Here is an 18,050-nt window from a genome sequence, read left to right on the forward strand (position 1 = left end):
CCGCTGAGCCCACAAACGCAAGCGGCGCGCCCCAAGGGGACGCGCCGCGGCTTAACAAAGGTTAAGTGGTTCTTAGCCGTCGATGCGGCTGGCCATGATGGCGATGGCCTTTTGATAGACGCCCGCCGCGTTCCATGCCTGAATGACGCGGAAGTTCGGCTGCCCCTCCTGATAGCCGGCCCCCGGCTGCCAGCCTTTCTGGCGCAGGAAATTGGCGGTCGAGGCGAGCGCGTCGACTTCGTTATAGAAATCCACGCGGCCATCACCATTGCCATCGACACCATAGGTCAGCGCGTTGCCGGGCAGGAATTGGGTGTGGCCAAGCTCACCGTGTTTCGCGCCTTGGGTGTTGGGCGTGATCGCGCCGCGGTCCACCAGCTTTAGGGCACCGATGGCGTGGGGCACGAAAAAGTCGGAGCGGCGGCAATCATAGGCCAGCGTCGTGATCGCCGAGACGACCGCGCTATTGCCCATGAAACCGCCAAAGCCTGTTTCCATCCCGTGAATCGCCAGCAAAACCCCCGCGGGCACGCCATAGCGTTGCTCAAGCGCGTTAAAGAGCCCCGCACTGCGGGCTTTGCGCTTGCGGCCTTGGGCTACAATTGTATCCGCGCCACGCACCTGCATGAACTTGGACAGGGAATACTTAAAGGATTTCTGGTTCCGGTCAGCGGCGATGGTCCCATTGGCGTAGCGGGCGCTGGCCAAGGCATCCAGTCCGCGCTGGCCTACTCCGGCGGCGCGGGCCTCTTGGGCGAAAGCGCCTTTCCAGGCCTCAAAGCCATTGGCCGTATTGCCGCATTGGGCTGCCAATGCGGGCGCGGCCATAAAGGTGCAGATGGCCGCGGTGGTGGTGAAAAGTGATTTGAACATGAGTTTGACCCTCTGCGTCTGTGTGCCGATCAGAGGTTAGCCCGCCTGGACAACGGTTCAACTCAGTTGGTGAAGGAAAGGTAAAATCTTTGACCCTCAGCGCGGCAGCAGCGCGCGGACATATTCGATCGCAGTGCCTGCCCAGGCATTGACCTGCGGGGCACTATCTTGGGCAAAACTCGCCCCGCCGAACAGCAAACCGAGGGTCACCAGAAACATCAGCCCTTTTCGGCTGCGTTTGGCGCGGCGGTGCTTGCCTTCCGCGCGTTTTGCGCGCTGTTCAATGCGGGTCAGCCGCTCGTTGAAGGTCGTCGTGGAAGTCGCCATCTTATCTGCTTCCTTTGCAGGGTCTCGTTAAAGATTGCTTAGGTCCTGTGGCCCTTTTATGGCGATGGTGGGGCGGGTTGCGGTCAGCCGCCTAGAAAATAGGACGCGCCGGCAAGTCCCGCAATGCCCGCCCCGATGAAGGCCAGCAACATCAGCAGGCCGTCACGATAGAGCAGCGCCAGCCCGAAGATCGAGATCACGATCATCGGTGCCGAGGTGGCAAAGGGCACCACCTCAAGCGGCGGGACGGAGAAGCAAAGGCAAAGGATGACGACACAGGCGACCTTTTGACCGGTGGGGCCTGCAAAGCGGGACAGCCGGGCATGCAACTTGTCGTCGATCCATTCTGACACGGGCCGCAGCCACTCAACCGACTTTAACACCTTTTCGGATTTCAGAGATCGTTCGCGCAGCCAGTTCGGGGCCCAAAAATGCTCATAGCCCAGCAGCAGCCGCAACGCGAGGATGCCGACCAACAGCGCCAGAACGGTTGGGAAACCGGGAATGCCGCCCAAGGGGGTAAGCTCCATCAGCGGAATGACAGCAAGGGCAGGGCCGTAGCCCCGTTGGTCTAGCGCGTCGATCAATTGGCCGACTTCAACGGTGTCTTTCCCCTGGGAGGCGTCTTTCAGCTCGTCAACAACATCCGTCAGCGCCGTTGAATCCTCGGCCATGATCCGCACCCCTCTCTCGCTGCTCTGCCAAGCCAACGCGGCACGGGAGGCTCTGTTCCGGGGGGGGGCATGCAAAAGGGCGCGGAATGAACCGCGCCCTTTCTAATTTCTCCAATCGCCCGGTAGGGCGGGGATGGATCAGCAGCTGTAGTACATGCCGAATTCGACGGGGTGTGGGGTCTGTTCGAATTTCAGAACCTCTTCCATCTTCAGCCCGATATAGCCTTCGATCTGGTCGCGGGTGAACACGTCACCGGCCAGCAGGTAGTCCATGTCCTTGGACAGTTCGTCCAGCGCTTCGCGCAGCGAACCGGCCACTGTCGGGATGTCCGCCAGCTCTTCTGCGGGCAGGTCATAGAGGTTCTTGTCCATCGCCTCGCCCGGATCGATCTTGTTCTTGATGCCGTCAAGGCCAGCCATCAAGAGGGCCGAGAAGGCCAGATAGGGGTTCGCCGCCGGATCGGGGAAACGGGCCTCAACGCGCTTGGCTTTGGGGCTTTCGGTCCATGGGATACGCACGCAGCCCGACCGGTTACGCGCGGAATAGGCGCGCAGAACGGGGGCTTCAAAACCCGGGATCAGACGCTTGTAGCTGTTGGTCGTCGGGTTGGTGAAGGCGTTGAGCGATTTGGCGTGGGTCAGAATGCCGCCGATGAACCACAGCGCTTCTTGGCTGAGGTCGGCGTATTTGTCGCCTGCAAACAGCGGCTTGCCGTCTTTCCAGATCGACATGTTCACGTGCATACCAGAGCCGTTGTCGCCAAAGATCGGCTTGGGCATGAAGGTGGCCGACTTGCCATAGGCATGAGCCACGTTGTGGACCACGTATTTGTATTTCTGGATTTCGTCCGCCTGTTCGGTCAATTCACCAAAGATCAGACCCAGTTCGTGCTGGCAGGACGCAACTTCGTGGTGGTGCTTGTCGACCTTCATGCCAAGGCGCTTCATCGTCGAAAGCATCTCGGCGCGCAGGTCTTGGGCTTCGTCCACCGGGTTCACCGGGAAGTAGCCGCCCTTGAGGCCCGGGCGGTGGCCCATGTTGCCCATTTCATAATCGGTGTCGGAGTTCCACGAGCCGTCGGATGCGTCAACTTCGTAAGATACCTTGTTGATCTGGTTCGAGAACTTGACGTTGTCGAAAAGGAAGAACTCGGCCTCGGGGCCAAAGTAGGCATTGTCGCCGATGCCGGAGGAGCGCAGATAGGCTTCGGCTTTTTCGGCGGTGCCGCGGGGGTCACGCTCATAGCTTTCGCCGGTGTCGGGCTCGGCGATGGAGCAATGCAGACAGATCGTGGTTTCTGCATAGAAGGGATCGACATAGGCGGTGCTGACGTCGGGCATCAGCTTCATGTCGGAGGCTTCGATGCTTTTCCAACCTGCGATGGACGAGCCGTCGAACATGAAGCCTTCTTCGAGGAAATCTTCGTCGACCAGATCGCTTACGATGGTAACGTGCTGCAAGGCGCCGCGGGTGTCAGTGAAGCGGATGTCGACATATTCGATGCCTTCATCTTTGATTTTGCTCAGGAATTCCTGGGTATCCATCGTGTAGGTCCTTTATGGTCTATTCGTAGTCTGGGCCCGAAGGCCGATGTCAAAGTGCGTCTGAACCGGATTCACCGGTACGGATGCGAATTGTTTGTTCTACAGGGGAAACGAAGATTTTGCCGTCACCGATTTTCTCCGTTTTGGCGGCGTCGACGATGGCCTCAATAGCGGCATCGACCTGATCGTCATCCAATACCACTTCCACCTTCACTTTGGGAAGGAAATCTACAACATATTCCGCACCACGGTAGAGTTCGGTGTGGCCTTTTTGACGGCCGAAGCCTTTTACTTCAATCACGCTGAGGCCTTGAACGCCCACATCTTGAAGGGCTTCTTTGACTTCGTCGAGTTTGAACGGCTTGATGATGGCTTCGATCTTTTTCATGGTATTCCCCTGACAATTCCCGCGCATTTGTGCTCTGGTTTCGACAGAGCATCCTGCCCGCGTAACGTCCAGCGCCGGGCAGGGGGTAACATGGCGCGGCGGATGCATTTGCCAAGGGGCGCTGAGAATTTGCGCACCTTGCCTAATAAATAAGCATTCGTGAATCGGTCTGAGGCTGTACCTTTGGGCGGCAGTTGCTAGATCCCATTGCATGACCATTTCCGAGATCACCCGCGAGAGCCTTGATGTTGCACTGTTGCGCAAGCAGCCGGGGCATAAATACGACCACGGCCATGCGCTGATCCTGTCCGGCGGGCCGGGCCAGACCGGTGCCGCACGGATGGCGGCGCGCGCGGCACTGAGGATCGGCGCCGGGGCTGTGACATTGGGCGTGCCGCCAGCGGCGCAGCTTGAAACGGCGATGCAGGTCACGGCGATCATGCTGCAAAGGGTGCCGGATGGCGCGGCGTTGTCGGAGGCGTTGAAAGACAGCCGGATCAACGCGCTTTGTCTTGGTCCCGCCTTGGGATTGGGGGCGCGTGCGGCGGAGATGGTCAAGGCCGCCCTTGCCGCGCCCCATGTTGTTCTGGACGCCGATGCGATCACCCTGCTGTCGCAAGACGCTGATCTGCGCGCCGCCCTTCACCCCGGCTGCGTCCTGACCCCCCATATGGGAGAGTTCGCCCGACTGGCCCCCGATTTGGCGGAGGCCGCCAAGGCTGAGGGGCAGGGCGCCAAAGCGCAGGCCGCCCGGGATGCTGCCGTGCGATTTGGGTGCGTGGTCTTGCTGAAAGGGCCAGAGACGATCATCGCCACGCCAGAGGGGGACCTGCGGCGTCACCGTGCGACCCAAGACCGCGCGACACCGTGGTTGGCCACTGCGGGGGCGGGCGATGTGTTGGCGGGGCTTATTACCGGCCTGCTCGCGCGGGGGGTCGCACCGGTAGAGGCGGCCACCCTCGCCACATGGAAGCATGTGCAAGCGGCGTTGCTGCACGGGCCGGGGCTGATCGCTGAGGACCTGCCGGACCTGATGCCACAGGTGTTGCGCGACTTGGGGGTCTAAGCGGCGTGCAGCACCGCGCCGCGGGCGCGAGCGGCATCGGCGGTGCCAAGCTCCAGCCCATCGGCATAGATGATATGCGGGCCGTTGCAGAAAATCTGGATCAACGTCGTCTCTTCCTCACCCAGATCGGTGATGAATTCCTCGTCGACCAATGCGCGCGCTGCGACCAAGGCGCGTTCGGAGTTGAAAAGCGCCCGCGCGCGCCAATCGCGCACCAGCAGCATCTGATCCCCGGCGAGCTGCACATCGCGTTCGGGCCGCGTGTGGCCCAGCGATCCTGCCGCCAGCGCGATGCGCCGCACCTTGCGGGTCGTGCGTTGAATATGGAGGATTTTGGCAAAGCCACTGTCGCGCGTGATGACCCGATCCCCGACCGAGAGGAACTCAACCGGGATTTCACCGTCCAGCGTCAGAATTAGGGCGCCCTGCACAAGACCGGTGTCCAGCGCAGCAAATGGGGAAAACTGCCCCCCACGGCGATCGTTGTCGCCTACGCACCCGACCGTATTCGGTTTCATGGGCGTCTCTTTCTATTGTACCTGCCTCAGGTATCACCAACCATATGCAAACATCTGGTTAATGTCTTGTGCTTTTTTGCTCTCGCATCTGCCGCGCGGGTTTGCTAATCAGCGCGGGCACCGGTTGGTGCAGTGCGGGTGTGGCGGAATTGGTAGACGCACCAGATTTAGGTTCTGGCGCCTATGGCGTGGGGGTTCGAGTCCCTTCACCCGCACCACTTCCCCTCTTAAATGACGGATATTTCAGGCTTTTCGCGGACGCTTTCGTTCAACCCAGAACCGTCAACCAAAGCCATACCGTCAAGATCGAACTGCCCGTCGCGATCAGCACGGAGCTTGCCGCGACACGGCGCGCGCGGCCGTACATATTGGCGAAAATATAGGCGTTGAACCCCGGTGCCATGGCCGCCGTTAGCACGCCGGACCGAAATCCCGCCTGCGGCAGGTCAAACATGGTGCCAAAGCTCCAGACCAGCGCGGGATGTACCAAGAGGGCGATGGCGCAGACCATGAGGATCGCTTTCATGTCGCCTTCGGGCTTGTATTGCAGCAGCACCCCGCCAAGCGCAAAGAGGGCGGCAGGCAGAGCGGCGCGGACAATGAGCGACAGCGCGTCATCCACCACGCCGGGGATCGGCAAGCCGCTGAGGTTGACGGCAAATCCCCCAAGGATCGCGATCACCAGCGCGTTGCGGAACATCGCGCGGCTGACGTTGCGCAACAGCGACAGGCCCGATTGCCCGCGGTTGCGCACGAACTCCATCACCGTGATGCCCAAGCCATAGCAAAAGGGCGCGTGGAACGACAGGATCGCATAGTTCCCGGCCAGCGCCTCTGGCCCATAGGCGCGTTCGGTGATCGGTAGGCCCAAGAGGATCGAGTTCGAAAACAGGCAACAAAACCCGATCGCCACACTGTCCTCCCAATCGCGGCGAAAGAGCACCCGCGCGCCGAGGATGCCAAGCGCAAAGCACAGCGCCGCTCCGCCGTAGAAACTGCTCAGAAGACGCGGGTCATAGCTGCTGGAAAGATCAATGCGGGCAATGGCTTGGAACAACAGGCAGGGGATGGCGAAATTTTGGGTGAATTTCATCACCCCGTCGATGCCAGAGACGGGGAACAGCCCGCGCCAGACTGCCACGTAACCAAAGCCGATGACCAGAAAGACCGGCAGAATAACGTCTAAAAGAGTTTGCACTTAAAAGGGGCCTTTTGGGGGCTCGCCGGGGGCGCCGACCCTCTGGCCTGCGCCCGGCGCCGCCTAGTCTGAATGAGGAAGGGGGAAATGAAGGGTCAGCCCGTCATAGGCCGGTTGAATATGATCCGGCGTCTCTGCGGCGACGGTGTAGTAATCAAGATCGTTGTGCATATTGGTCAGAACGGCGGTTTGTGGGGCCACGCGGGCGATCCACTCCAACGTCTGTGCCAAATGGCTATGGGTTGGATGCGGGTCACGGCGCAGCGCATCGACGATCCAGCAGCGCAGGTTGTCCATCATCGGCCAGCAGTCCTCGGGAATGGCCGAGACATCGGGCAAATAGACGATATCGTCAAAGCGAAAGCCAAGCGCGTCGATATTGCCGTGGGTCACGGTAAAGGGCGCGAATTCGAGCGTGCCGCCGGGGCCGTCGATGCGGACTTCGCCGGTGATGTCATGCATGTCGAGGATGGGCGGATAGCTGGACCATTCGGGCTGCACGAAAGCATAGCCAAAGCGCTCGATCAGCGCGTCCCGCGTGGGCGCATCGGCCCAGACCGGCAGGCGGGCGCGCATGTTCATCACCACCATGCGCAGGTCATCCAGCCCGTGCACGTGGTCCGCATGGGCATGGGTGTAGATCACCGCATCAAGCCGTCCGACGCCCGCGTCGAGAAGTTGGCTGCGCATGTCGGGGGAGGTGTCGATCAGAACGGTGGTTGTGCCCGCATCCGTCACCCGCTCCACAAGGATCGAGCAGCGGCGGCGGGCGTTTTTGGGCTCATTCGGGTCGCAGTCCCCCCAGTGGCCGCCGATCCGCGGCACGCCCCCGGAAGAGCCGCTGCCCAATATGGTCACCCGCAGCTCAGCCATCAGCGCGCGGGCTCCCAAGCGGCGGCTTTCGCAAAGAGCCGCTCGAAATTCGCCTGCGTGCGGGCCGCGAAATCGGCGAAGTCGAGGCCAAAGGTCTCTGCCGCGCGGCGGGCGGTATGGGCGGTGAAGGCGGGCTCATTCGGCTTGCCCCGATGCGGGGGCGGCGCGAGGTAGGGCGCGTCAGTTTCCACCAAGATACGGTCTAGCGGGGCTTGGCTGAAGATATCGCGCAGATCTTGCGACTTGGGAAAGGCGGTGATGCCGGACATCGACAGGTAAAACCCCAGGTCCAGCGCCGCGCGGGCCAGTTCAGCCGAGGAGGAGAAGCAATGCATGACACAGGAATAGGCACCTTGCGCATGTTCCTCGCGCAGGATGCGGGCCATGTCGTCATCCGCATCGCGGGCGTGGATGATCAACGGCAGGCCACTTTCCCGCGCCGCGGCGATATGGATGCGCAGGGAGGTCTTTTGCACCTCCGCACTCTCGGCGGTGTAGTGGTAATCAAGGCCGGTCTCACCGATGCCGACCATCTTGGGGTGGCGGGTCAGGGCGAGCAACTCATCGACCGAGGCGAGCGGCTCTTCGGCGGCGGACATCGGGTGGGTGCCCGCGGCGTAGAACACCGGATCATGCGCCTCGGCAATGGCGCGCACGGCGGGCTCATTCTTTAGCCGGGTGCAGATGGTGACCATGCGCGTGACGCCTGCGTCAGCGGCGCGGGCGATGACGGCGGGCAGGTCTTCTTGCAGGCTCTCGAAGTCGAGGTGGCAATGGCTGTCGGTGATGTGGGGCGTGTCGGTCATGCTGTCCTTTCGGCTATCGCGGCGCCGTCTGGCCTATCTGCCGCAGGGTATCTAGGACCAGCGCGGCAGGGTCAAGGTTCACCGCCAGTCCATGGCGGGCGCGGTCGGATATCTGTTGCGCGGCATCGGCCCAAGCGCGGCCCTGTGCGGGACTGGGCGAGAGACGTTGCAGCACGGCGATCTCATCGGGGCAGGCGGCTCGCGCAGGCGGCGCACCAGTGGCCCCGGTGCGTGCCAGACGGACCAACAGCAGGTCGAGCAGGGTAAAAAGCAGGTCGAGCTTGGCTTCGGCCCCGCGCTGTGCTGCGGCTTCGGCCAGCTTGATGGCGCGGCCCCGGTCGAGTTGCGGCAGCGAAGAGATCAGCCCCACAAGATCGGCATAGGTTTTGACCCCGCCCATCAGCGACAGGCGCAGCGCGCCGCCGACCGACCCACCGGAAAGCTCGGCCAGCGCTCCGGGGTCGCCCTCGACCTCCACCCCCGAGCCGGCCAACGCCTCGGCCATCTGGTCCGCGTCGAGCGTGCCAAGCCGCAGCGTACGGCAACGCGAGCGAATGGTGGGCAACAGGCTGGAGGGTTGATGGCTCAGCAGCAGCAGGATGGCCCGTTCTGGCGGTTCTTCCAGCATCTTGAGCAAGGCATTGGCGGCGTTGGGGTTCATCTCATCCGCGTCGTCGATGATGACCACGCGGCGGCCCCCGTCGGCGGCGGACATCTGGAAGAACCCGTTTAGCGCGCGGATGTCATCGACGACGATCTGCTTGCGCATTTTCTTGGTGTCGGGGTTCAGCGTGCGGGTGACGGATTTCAGCCCCGCTTCGGCCCCGGCGGCCACACGGCGGGCGACAGGATGCTCGGGGTCGATCTCAAGCGTGTCAGCCGGGGGCAGGTCGAACATGCCGCCATCGGGGTCGGGCGTGGCCAAAAGGAACCGCGCGATGCGCCATGCCAGCGTCGCTTTGCCGACGCCGCGTGGGCCGGTCAGCATCCAGGCGTGGTGCAATTTTCCGCTGTTAAACGCGTCGAGAAAGGCGGCCTCGGCTGCGCTTTGGCCGATCAGTTTCGGCGTGTCGCGCGGGTGGCGGGCACCTTCCACACGGTCTGGCTGGGGGGCGTCGTCTGTCATGGCCTCGGTCTAGCATGTTTCGCCGCAGAGGGAAGCGGGCAGGGCGATCACCCCAAATGGGCGGTCACGGTCGTGGTCACATCACGCGCAACGCTGTCAATATCGCGGCCCCCGTCGATCACTTGGAAACGGTCGCTGAATTCTTCGGCAAGGCTCAGAAAACCGGCCCGCATCTTCGCTTGGAGTTCCACGCCGAAATCCTCAAACCGCTCCTCCGCCGTCTGGCGCGAGAGGGCACGCTCCAGCCCATTGGCCGGGTCCATGTCGATCAACAGGGTCAGGTCAGGCTCGACCCCGATCATCAGCGCATGCAGATCGTCCACCATCTGCCGCAGATCACCGCGCGAGAGGCCCTGATACATCCGCGTGCTGTCAGCAAAACGGTCGCAGATGACGATCTTTCCTGCCTCCAGGGCGGGGCGAATGGTCCGCTCCAGATGGTCGCGGCGGGCGGCGGTAAAAAGCAGGATTTCGGTCTGAGCCGACCAGCGATCGGGATCGCCCTGCAACACCAGCGCGCGGATTTCTTCGGCCCCCGGGCTGCCGCCCGGTTCGCGGGTCAGCACGACGTCATGGCCCTGCGCTGTCAGATGGTCTGCCAAAAGCCGCGCTTGGGTGGATTTGCCGGACCCGTCGATGCCTTCGAACGTCACGAAGAGGCCCGGCGCGCGGGCCTTCTCTACGCTGGTCACGAAGCTTCCGCTTCCACGTCAGGGGTCGCCTGCGGCCCCGCGTTAAGGCGGTTCATCAGATGCAGCGCGGCGGCGGTCATTTTAACCATGAACCCCCCCGGCGCGATGGAGGCGGAGGCCACCAGCGGCACGCGCATGGCGGGCAATTCGCCCCGGTCGACCACCAGTTCGCCCAATTCGTCGCCCTTGCTGATCGGCGCTTGGAACGGGCCAGTATAGATCACCTCGGCTTCGATCTCATCCCCGCCGGTGACGGGCACCAGCATCGACAGATCGTCCTTCAGCTCAAGCCCGACCGATTGGGTCGTGCCAAGGGCAACAGGCGCCTCGGCGATGCGGCTGCCCGCCGCGCCCAGATTGCGCTGCGTGAACTGACGGAAGGCCCAGTTGACCACCGATTCAGCCTCCTGCGCGCGGGCAGCGGCGCTGTCGAGGCCCGACAGCACAAAGATCACCCGGCGGTCGCCCTGTTTGGCCGAACCGACGAGACCATAGCCCGCTTCGCTGGTGTGGCCCGTTTTCAGACCGTCCGCGCCGATGCCGAGACCCAAAAGCGGGTTGCGGTTGGTCTTGTTCTGCGGCGCACGGCCATCAAAGGCAAACTCACGTTCGGCAAAGAGCGGGTAGAACTGCGGGTAGTCCGAGATGATCCGGTTGGCCAGCAACCCAAGGTCGCGCACCGACATCAGATGCCCCGCCTGCGGCCAGCCGTTGGAGTTGGCGAAAGTGGAATTGGTCATCCCCATCTGCTGCGCGCGCTGTGTCATCAGCCGGGCAAAGCCGTATTCCGTGCCATCGGGGCTCAGCGCCTCTGCGATCACGGCGGAGGCGTCGTTGCCCGAGAGCACGATGATGCCCCGGATCAGGTCTTCGACAGAGACGCGGTCGGTGGTGTCGAGAAACATGGTCGAGCCACCATAGGACATGGCATGTTCGGACACGGGCAGTTTTTCGACAAGGTCGAGCCCGCCGTTCTGCTTGCCGCGTTCCACGGCCTCAAAGGCCATGTAGAGCGTCATCAGCTTGGACATCGACGCAGGCGGCAGCGGCTCATCCGCGTTTTTGGCCAGCAGCACGGTGCCGGTGGTCTGGTCCAGCACATAGGCGGCAGTGGCGCGGGTATCGAAGGCGGCGGCAGGCTGGAGCGTCAGCACCAGCGCCACGGCGGCAGCAAAAAGGCGGATCATAGGAAGCATTTCCTCCGGTTTGTCAGTTCGACACGGCGTAGGCGTCGGTAAAGCCCTCGGCCTTGACCTTTTTAAGAAGGGCGTCGAGTTCGGATTGGCTGGTGGCGGGGCCGATGACCACGCGCCAGAAGGGTTTGTTGTTGATCGCGCTTTGTTTGACGGTGGGCACCATGCCCGCGCCGCGCATCTGTTTGGCAGTGCGGGTGGCATTGGCCTCAACGCTGAAGATGCCCAGTTGCACGAAGGGTTTGGACAGTTTGGCACCGCTCGCCGTTCGCGCCGGTTTCGGGGCCGCGGCGACTGGCGGTTTGGCCGCCGGGGTGGTGCTGGCTGTGGCGGTGGACGTTGAATTGGCCGCCGTGCTGGCCGCCGTACTGGCCGACGCGGTCGCGGCGGGCTCCAATGCCGTGGCCGTCACGGGGGCAGGGGCGGCAAGCGTGCCAGCGGCATCGCCGGTGTTTTCCGCCTCAAAGCTCTCCTCAGAGGCGGCGCTTTCCTCGCGGCGCAGGGCGGTCACGTTCAGCGGGGCCGGGGCGCCCGCCAGAATGCCAAGTGCTGCGGCAGCGTCCGAGGAAATCTGCAATTTCGGGCCGGGCAGTTCCCGCTCACGGCGAAACAGCGCGCCGATCACGAATTTGCCGTTCGCCTCATTGCGCACGATCACGCGCTCAGGCTCGGTCACATCTGGATGCGCGACCCAGACCCCGCCAAGCGAAGGGCGTCCGTCCCACAGACCCTCATCCGTGGCCGAGAACACTTCAGGCGCTTCGACATCGCGCTCGACCAGTTTGGTTGAGGTGCTGCGCGGGGCGCTGGCACCCTCATTCGCGCCGAAGGGAAGTTTGAAATCGCCGCCTTCACAGCCAGCCAGCAAACCAAGCGCCAAAATGCCCACGCCCAAGCCCGCTGCGCGGCTTTTCTTGATGCGCAACGGTTGATTGTCCCTGCTCATGCCTTCGATGTCCTTGCCTGCTGTCGTCGCGCGCCGCGACCCATGTCCCGCGAGAATGTCGCGCCGTTGGATCGGCACGCCCTTCGCCCCCCTGAAAGGGGCTTTGGCGCAGAGTAACCCGACCGAGCGGCCCTTGAAAAGACCGCGCAGGGCAGATCGGCGAATTTCCCCAAGGGGCAGCGGGCGTCTGGCCGCGAAAATGTGCATTTGCCGAATCAATCTGGGCGCACTAGGAGGAGCGTGCTGCGGAGGAGTGGCAGAGTGGTCGAATGCACCGGTCTTGAAAACCGGCGTGCGTGAGAGCGTACCGTGGGTTCGAATCCCACCTCCTCCGCCACCATACCCCAGATCGCAGCCCCTTACAGATAAAACCGCCGTGCCGCCCAGCGGGCCAGTGCTTCGACCGCGGTCCACAGCAGCAAAGACAGCGCCGCCAGCACGATCAACGCCGCGAACATCAGAGCGGTTTGGCCGCGGCCATTGGCCATCAGCATCAGATGCCCCAAGCCGCGGGAGGATCCGACCCATTCGCCGATCAGCACGGCAAGGGGGCCGTAGACCACCGCGAGACGCAGGCCCGAGATCAGGCCGGGCACCGCATGGGGCAGGCGCAGCAGCAGCGTTTCGCGCCAACGGTTGGCGCCGGAGAGACGCGATAGATCGCTCAGGCCCGCAGGCAGCGCCATCAGCCGGTCGAAGAGAGCAGAGGCGATGGGGAAATAGGTGACAAGCGCGATGGTGACGATCTTGGACGGCATGCCGTAACCAAGCCAGAGGGTGATGACCGGGGCGAGCGCGAAGACAGGCACGGCTTGTGCCACCACCAGCATCGGGCGCAGCAACCAGCGCGCGCGGCGCGAAAGGGTCAGCAGCAGCGCCGTCTCAATGCCCAAAAAAATCCCCACGCCCAACCCAAGTGCCAGATTGCCCGCCGACCACAGCGCATTCTGCCACAGCAGCGCGGCATTCACGCCCAGCGCCTGCACGACAAGCCATGGCCCCGGCAGGATGAAACGCGGCACCCCGCTGAGGGTGACCACAAGCTGCCAAATCGCCAGAGCAAGCGCAAAGCATACCGCGCCGCGCCATAGTCTATGCCCCACATGCGCCATCAAGCGACCTGCGCGGGTGCGGCCAGCCCCATCCGGCGGAGGAGATCGGCTTGGGCTGCGAGGGTCTCAGGCGCGTCGATCTCGCGCGGTGGACGCGCTTCGGGCAGGCTGCAGGGGGTGATCCCTTGGCGGCTCACGACCCACGCATGATCGGCCAGCCGTAGGGCTTCGGCAGGGTCATGGGTAATCAGCACGACAGTCCGCCCGCAAAGCAGCCGCGCCGCCAAGTCTTGCATTTTAAGGCGGGTCACCACGTCGAGGGCAGAGAAGGGTTCATCCAGCAGGACAACGGGGCGATCTTCGTAGAGGGTACGCGCAAGGGCGACGCGCTGGCGCTGACCGGCGGAAAGCTCGGCGGGTTTGCGGCCCCCTTCGGCGGCGAGGCCCACTTCGGCCAAAAGCGCAGTGGCGCGGTCAGGAACCGCGCGCTCTCCACGCAGGCGGGCGGGGATGGTGACATTTTCCATGGCGCTCGCCCATGGCAGCAACTGATCATCCTGCGCCATCATCGCGACGCGGGGCGCGAGGGGCCGATCGTCATCGGCTGCGATGCGCCCGTTTAGACGGGCGGCAGAGGGCAGGCCCGCCAGAAGTCGCAACAGCGACGTTTTTCCAACACCGGACGGGCCGAGCAGCACGTTCCATTGCCCCGCCCTGAGGGTGACATCGAACCTGTCGATCAAGGGGGCAGCGGCCCCCTGCAGCGCGCCTGACAGATGAATTGCAGGCGCTGTCATGGTGCGGCGGGCGCAAGCGCCATGCCCCAGAAACCAACCTCAAGCCGGGTCGCGGTATTGAAACGCTCTTGCAGGGTTTTGGCGCGCGGCAGTGTTTTCCATTCCGCGCTCAGACGCCGCCGCAATGCGCCGTCGATCAAAGCACCAACATCCCGGCAAAGCGCTTGGTAATCTTCGCCGCCATAGACGGCGCACCAATCGGCATAGGGGCCATCATTGCCCCGAAGGCTCAACCCAATCTCACCATAGCCCAACACACAGGGCGCAAGTGCGGCCATCAGATCAAGGAAATCACCGGAATAGCCCGCCTCTAAAACATAGCGTGTATAGGCGAGGTTGCCCGGTGCCTCTGCCGTGGCCTCAAGCGTGGCGCGGTCGATGCCTTGGCGGGCACAGGTTTCCACATGCAGTGGCATCTCTACATGAACAAGCGCATGAACCGTGGCACTGGCTGCGGCCATCTCATCCAGCGTTTCCGCCTTGGCTGCGGCCAGCGCCCATGCGCGGGCGAAATGGATCAGAAAGACATAGTCCTGCCCTAGATAGTGCAGATAGCTGGCCTGTGGCAGCGTCCCCGCGCGCAGCTCTTCGACAAAGGCATGGCGGGTGTAGTCCCGCCACGCCTCTCCGGCGCCGCTGCGCCATGCGGCAAAGGCATCGCCGTAGTCGGGTGCCGTCATGGCTTGGCCTGCGCGGTGACATCGACCACCAGATCAGCGGCGGGGATCACGGTCTCGACCACACCGCTTTCCTGCATGAAAGCCTCGAACCGGTCGTAGCGCCCATGATCCACGGCGGCGGGGCGGGTGGCGAAACGCGGCCATGTGTCTTCCCATGCGCGGGTGTTCAGCTCGTTGCGCAACTCGGCATCGGAGGCAAAAAAGGTCTCACCGCTGGCAGCCGGATCGTTGACGATATCGGCCGCGGCACGTTCGGTGGCACGCAGGAAGCGCGCGATCATCTTGCGGTCCATATCCTCGGCATGGGCGACATAGATCAGCTCGTCATAGGCGGGCACGCCTTCGGCCTCGGGATAAAAGCAACGGCCCTCATGGCCTTCGATCTGCATCTGGTTCAGCTCGAAATTGCGGAACGCGCCGATTACGCCGTCGACCTGACCCGACATGAGCGCGGGCGAGATCGACCAGCCGATATTGATCTGCTCAACCTCAGAGGGGGCCACGCCATGGTGGCTCAGCATCGCGTCCAGCAGCATCTCTTGCACGCCTGCCACGGCGAAACCCACTTTCCGGCCCTTGAGGTCGGCCATCTCTTTGACCGGCCCGTCGGCGCGCACCACGAGGCAGGTCAGCGGGGTCTCGACCAAGGTGCCCACGCGGCGCAGGTCCAACCCCTCGCGCTGGGCGAGATGCAGTTCCGGCTGGTAGGAGACCGCCAGATCGACCCGGCCTGCCGCCACCATGCGCGGCGGATCGTTCGGGTCAGCGGGAGAGATCAGTTCAACCTCCAGCCCCGCTTCGGTGAAATAGCCCTTTTCCTCGGCCAGAATGATCGGCCCGTGGTCGGGGTTGATGAACCAATCCAGCATGACTGTCATCTTGTCTTGGGCCAAGGCCGGGGCGGCGATCAATGTCAGGGCGAGGGGAGTAAGGATGTGTTTCACGAAAGGCTCCATTTTGTGGTTTTGTTCAAGAAAGGGTCAGGCACCGGGCAGGGCCAGCAGGGCGATTTCTCCCGGCCAGCGGGCGCGGAGGGTGTTGGCCGCGTGATGCGCGCGCAGGCCGGTGCGGCAGGCGAGCACGATGCGCGGTGTGTGTGGGGGCAGCGGCAGGTCCGGCAGCGCCTCGGGGGGGACATGGCGCGCTTGGGCTGAGAAGGGCGCGGGCGCTTCGGCGCGCAGGTCGATAACCATATCGCGCGGGGCGATCTGGCTCTCGGCGATGAAATTTACGGGCGACGCAGGTTCGGGAGCGCTGTCAAAGCGAAAGCCCGACATCCGCCATTGTGCGGCGTCCCAGATCATCAGCTGCCCGAGCGGAGAAGGCGACAGCCCCAGCAGCACCGACAGCGCCATCTGCGCTTGCGCCGCGCCGATTACTCCCACCACGGGGCCCAAAACGCCCGCCGTGGCACAGGTGGCCGCCGTCTGCGGCAAATCTGGGAAAACCGCGCGGAGAGAGGGGGCAGGCCCACAAAAGCCGCCAACATAGCCCGACATCCCAAGCGCCGAAGCCGAGATCAGCGGCTTGCCTTGCGCCAAAGACAGATCCGAAAGCGTCAGGCTGGCGGCGAAAGTGTCCGCGCAGTCGAGGGCAATATCGCACTCCGCCAGCAATCCGGGGGCGTTGGCGGGGGTAAGCCATTCGGCACGCGGGGTGAGCGTCACCTCCGGGTTCAGCGCCGCCATCGCCTCTGCCGCGGCGGTGACCTTGGGCCTGCCGATATCGCCCATTTGGTAGAGCGGTTGGCGGTGCAGGTTACTCTCGGCCACCACATCGCCATCGACCAGCGTGATGCGCCCCACACCGGCCCCGACGAGGTATTGCAGCACCGGCACCGCCAGTGCCCCGGCACCGACAACGAGCATACGCGCGGCAGCAAGCCGTTCCTGCCCCTCGGCACCGACCTGCGGCAGAATGGTCTGGCGGGCGTAGCGGCTCATGCCGTCACCTTGAGCCATTCGCGCATCCGCGCGTCGGGGTCGGCGTTCAGTGTGATATCCGTGACCGCCGCCACCGTGTCGGCCCCGGCGGCAAAGGCCCCCGGCGCACGGGCGACCGACATGCCGCCAATAGCGCAAAGCGGGATGTCACCGATCCGCGCCTTCCATTCGGTCAGCCGATCGAGGCCCTGTTCGGTCCATTTCATCTTTTTCAGAATGGTCGGATAGACCGGACCAAGGGCGATGTAATCGGGGGAGAGGGCCAGCGCGCGGTCAAGTTCGGCGTGGTCGTGGGTGGAGAGGCCCAGTTTCACTCCCGCGCGCCGGATCGCGGGGATGTCGGCTGTGTCCAGATCCTCTTGACCCAGATGCAGCCAGTCGGCCCCCAGTTCAATGGCCAGTTCCCAATGGTCATTCACCACCAACTGCGCGCCGTATTGGCGGCAAAGGTCAAGCGCGGTGGTGATCTCGGTCCGCAGCAGGTCATGCGGCGCGTCTTTGATGCGCAACTGCACCAGCTTGACGCCCAAGGGCACCGCCCGCGCAACCCATGCAGCACTGTCAAAAACGGGATAAAAACGCGGCAGGGTCATAGCCAAGCCTTTCCGATCACGGGGGTGGAGGGCATCGCCATATCGCGCTGGCCCATCGGGCCGGAGGCGGCGGCAAGCGCGCCCGCGCGGCAGGCCAGCGCAAAGGCCTCGGCCATGGCGGCGGGGTTGCGGGCTTCGGCGACGGCGGTGTTGAGGAGCACCGCGTCGAACCCCATCTCAAGCGCCTGTGCGGCATGGCTGGGCAGGCCAAGGCCCGCATCGATCACCATGGCCACCTCCGGAAATGCGGCCCGCAGGCTGCGCAGCCCGTGCAGGTTGTTCAGCCCCAGCCCTGACCCAATCGGCGCGCCCCAAGGCATCAGCACCCGGCAACCCGCATCGACCAGCCGCCCGGCCAGCACCTGATCCTCGGTGGTGTAGGGAAAAACCTCGAACCCATCGGCGCAAAGCGCCTCGGCGGCCTCAACCAAGCCGAAGGGGTCAGGCTGCAGGGTGTCGGCATGGCCGATAACTTCCAGCTTAATCCAATTGGTCCCGAAATACTCCCGCGCCATCTGTGCCGTGGTGATCGCCTCCCGCGCCGAATGGCAACCGGCAGTGTTGGGCAGCAGATGCACGCCGAGCCCGCGCACCATATCCCAAAACGCCTGACCCGCACCCTGTTCGCGGCGCAGGGAAACGGTTGCCACCGGGGCGGCACTTTGGCGAAAGGCGGCCTCCATCACCGCGGGCGAGGGATAGCGCGCGGTGCCCAGCATCAGCGGCAGGGGCAGCGAAATGCCGTAAAAGTCGCGCATCG

General features: G+C 63.7%; 21 protein-coding genes and 2 tRNA genes. 3 read left to right on the top strand and 20 right to left on the bottom strand.

Features of this window, described 5'->3' with window-relative positions; genetic code table 11:
• Positions 1-72: 72 nt before the first annotated feature.
• From K3762_RS07535 to K3762_RS07555, 5 genes are all read right to left on the bottom strand, one after another.
• Positions 73-873, bottom strand: coding sequence for a lytic transglycosylase domain-containing protein (locus K3762_RS07535; protein ID WP_067625783.1), 801 nt, complete (start codon positions 871-873; stop codon positions 73-75).
• A 96-nt stretch (positions 874-969) separates the two neighbouring features.
• Positions 970-1,200 (bottom strand): hypothetical protein, encoded by a 231-nt coding sequence (locus K3762_RS07540; RefSeq protein ID WP_120350783.1) that lies wholly within the window; start codon positions 1,198-1,200, stop codon positions 970-972.
• A gap of 83 nt (positions 1,201-1,283) precedes the next feature.
• Positions 1,284-1,874 (bottom strand): exopolysaccharide biosynthesis protein, encoded by a 591-nt coding sequence (locus K3762_RS07545; protein WP_120350784.1) that lies wholly within the window; start codon positions 1,872-1,874, stop codon positions 1,284-1,286.
• Positions 1,875-2,012: 138 nt separating this feature from the next.
• Positions 2,013-3,419 carry a type I glutamate--ammonia ligase gene (gene glnA / locus K3762_RS07550; RefSeq protein WP_067625776.1) on the bottom strand — a complete coding sequence of 469 codons (1,407 nt, stop codon included), beginning with the start codon at positions 3,417-3,419 and terminating at the stop codon, positions 2,013-2,015.
• A gap of 49 nt (positions 3,420-3,468) precedes the next feature.
• Positions 3,469-3,807: a P-II family nitrogen regulator gene (locus K3762_RS07555; protein WP_067266338.1), complete on the bottom strand. Its 339-nt coding sequence runs from the start codon at positions 3,805-3,807 to the stop codon at positions 3,469-3,471.
• Positions 3,808-4,018: 211 nt separating this feature from the next.
• Between K3762_RS07555 and K3762_RS07560 the strand changes: the two genes are divergently transcribed.
• Positions 4,019-4,873 (top strand): NAD(P)H-hydrate dehydratase, encoded by an 855-nt coding sequence (locus K3762_RS07560; RefSeq protein WP_260012617.1) that lies wholly within the window; start codon positions 4,019-4,021, stop codon positions 4,871-4,873.
• Here the strand turns inward: K3762_RS07560 and K3762_RS07565 are convergent.
• Entirely contained in the window at positions 4,870-5,391 is a 522-nt protein-coding gene (locus K3762_RS07565; protein ID WP_067625769.1) for a Hint domain-containing protein, read from the bottom strand. The genes K3762_RS07560 and K3762_RS07565 overlap by 4 nt on opposite strands.
• A gap of 134 nt (positions 5,392-5,525) precedes the next feature.
• On the opposite strand from K3762_RS07565, the gene K3762_RS07570 reads away from it, so the two are divergent.
• Positions 5,526-5,609, top strand: a tRNA-Leu gene (locus tag K3762_RS07570).
• A 50-nt stretch (positions 5,610-5,659) separates the two neighbouring features.
• On the opposite strand, the gene K3762_RS07575 is transcribed toward K3762_RS07570, so the two are convergent.
• From K3762_RS07575 to K3762_RS07605, 7 genes are all read right to left on the bottom strand, one after another.
• The gene (locus K3762_RS07575) at positions 5,660-6,589 is read right to left on the bottom strand and encodes an AEC family transporter (protein WP_067939491.1); all 930 of its coding nucleotides are present in this window, start codon (positions 6,587-6,589) and stop codon (positions 5,660-5,662) included.
• A gap of 63 nt (positions 6,590-6,652) precedes the next feature.
• Positions 6,653-7,462 carry an MBL fold metallo-hydrolase gene (locus K3762_RS07580; RefSeq protein ID WP_260012620.1) on the bottom strand — a complete coding sequence of 270 codons (810 nt, stop codon included), beginning with the start codon at positions 7,460-7,462 and terminating at the stop codon, positions 6,653-6,655.
• Positions 7,462-8,268, bottom strand: a complete 807-nt coding sequence (locus K3762_RS07585) for a TatD family hydrolase (RefSeq protein ID WP_132443661.1) — start codon at positions 8,266-8,268, stop codon at positions 7,462-7,464. Before K3762_RS07585 ends, K3762_RS07580 begins: the two co-directional genes overlap by 1 nt.
• Positions 8,269-8,281: 13 nt before the next feature.
• On the bottom strand, positions 8,282-9,394 hold the full coding sequence (locus tag K3762_RS07590) for a DNA polymerase III subunit delta' (protein WP_120350787.1): 1,113 nt from the start codon (positions 9,392-9,394) through the stop codon (positions 8,282-8,284).
• Between the two features lie 47 nt (positions 9,395-9,441).
• Positions 9,442-10,086, bottom strand: coding sequence for a dTMP kinase (tmk, locus tag K3762_RS07595; RefSeq protein WP_132443659.1), 645 nt, complete (start codon positions 10,084-10,086; stop codon positions 9,442-9,444).
• Positions 10,083-11,273 (bottom strand): D-alanyl-D-alanine carboxypeptidase family protein, encoded by a 1,191-nt coding sequence (locus K3762_RS07600; RefSeq protein WP_132443658.1) that lies wholly within the window; start codon positions 11,271-11,273, stop codon positions 10,083-10,085. The genes tmk and K3762_RS07600 overlap by 4 nt, the downstream gene beginning before the upstream one ends.
• Positions 11,274-11,295: 22 nt before the next feature.
• Positions 11,296-12,303: an SPOR domain-containing protein gene (locus K3762_RS07605; RefSeq protein ID WP_132443657.1), complete on the bottom strand. Its 1,008-nt coding sequence runs from the start codon at positions 12,301-12,303 to the stop codon at positions 11,296-11,298.
• A 169-nt stretch (positions 12,304-12,472) separates the two neighbouring features.
• On the opposite strand from K3762_RS07605, the gene K3762_RS07610 reads away from it, so the two are divergent.
• Positions 12,473-12,562 (top strand) — tRNA-Ser (locus tag K3762_RS07610).
• A gap of 22 nt (positions 12,563-12,584) precedes the next feature.
• On the opposite strand, the gene K3762_RS07615 is transcribed toward K3762_RS07610, so the two are convergent.
• The 7 genes from K3762_RS07615 to K3762_RS07645 are packed head-to-tail and all read right to left on the bottom strand — an operon-like array spanning position 12,585 to position 18,048.
• Entirely contained in the window at positions 12,585-13,337 is a 753-nt protein-coding gene (locus K3762_RS07615; protein WP_132443656.1) for an ABC transporter permease, read from the bottom strand.
• Positions 13,337-14,074, bottom strand: a complete 738-nt coding sequence (locus tag K3762_RS07620; protein ID WP_132443655.1) for an ABC transporter ATP-binding protein — start codon at positions 14,072-14,074, stop codon at positions 13,337-13,339. The genes K3762_RS07615 and K3762_RS07620 overlap by 1 nt, the downstream gene beginning before the upstream one ends.
• A complete protein-coding gene (locus tag K3762_RS07625; protein WP_132443654.1) occupies positions 14,071-14,754 on the bottom strand; it encodes a TenA family protein in 684 nt (227 codons plus the stop codon). The genes K3762_RS07620 and K3762_RS07625 overlap by 4 nt, the downstream gene beginning before the upstream one ends.
• Positions 14,751-15,698 carry an ABC transporter substrate-binding protein gene (locus K3762_RS07630; RefSeq protein WP_132443653.1) on the bottom strand — a complete coding sequence of 316 codons (948 nt, stop codon included), beginning with the start codon at positions 15,696-15,698 and terminating at the stop codon, positions 14,751-14,753. Before K3762_RS07630 ends, K3762_RS07625 begins: the two co-directional genes overlap by 4 nt.
• Before the next feature lie 36 nt (positions 15,699-15,734).
• Positions 15,735-16,697: a HesA/MoeB/ThiF family protein gene (locus tag K3762_RS07635; RefSeq protein ID WP_206054264.1), complete on the bottom strand. Its 963-nt coding sequence runs from the start codon at positions 16,695-16,697 to the stop codon at positions 15,735-15,737.
• On the bottom strand, positions 16,694-17,290 hold the full coding sequence (locus K3762_RS07640) for a thiamine phosphate synthase (RefSeq protein ID WP_132443651.1): 597 nt from the start codon (positions 17,288-17,290) through the stop codon (positions 16,694-16,696). Before K3762_RS07640 ends, K3762_RS07635 begins: the two co-directional genes overlap by 4 nt.
• Positions 17,287-18,048, bottom strand: a complete 762-nt coding sequence (locus K3762_RS07645) for a thiazole synthase (RefSeq protein ID WP_132443650.1) — start codon at positions 18,046-18,048, stop codon at positions 17,287-17,289. Before K3762_RS07645 ends, K3762_RS07640 begins: the two co-directional genes overlap by 4 nt.
• Positions 18,049-18,050 lie beyond the last annotated feature (2 nt).

Origin of the sequence: Sulfitobacter sp. W074 (assembly GCF_025142275.1) — a bacterium.
Lineage (GTDB): Bacteria > Pseudomonadota > Alphaproteobacteria > Rhodobacterales > Rhodobacteraceae > Sulfitobacter > Sulfitobacter profundi.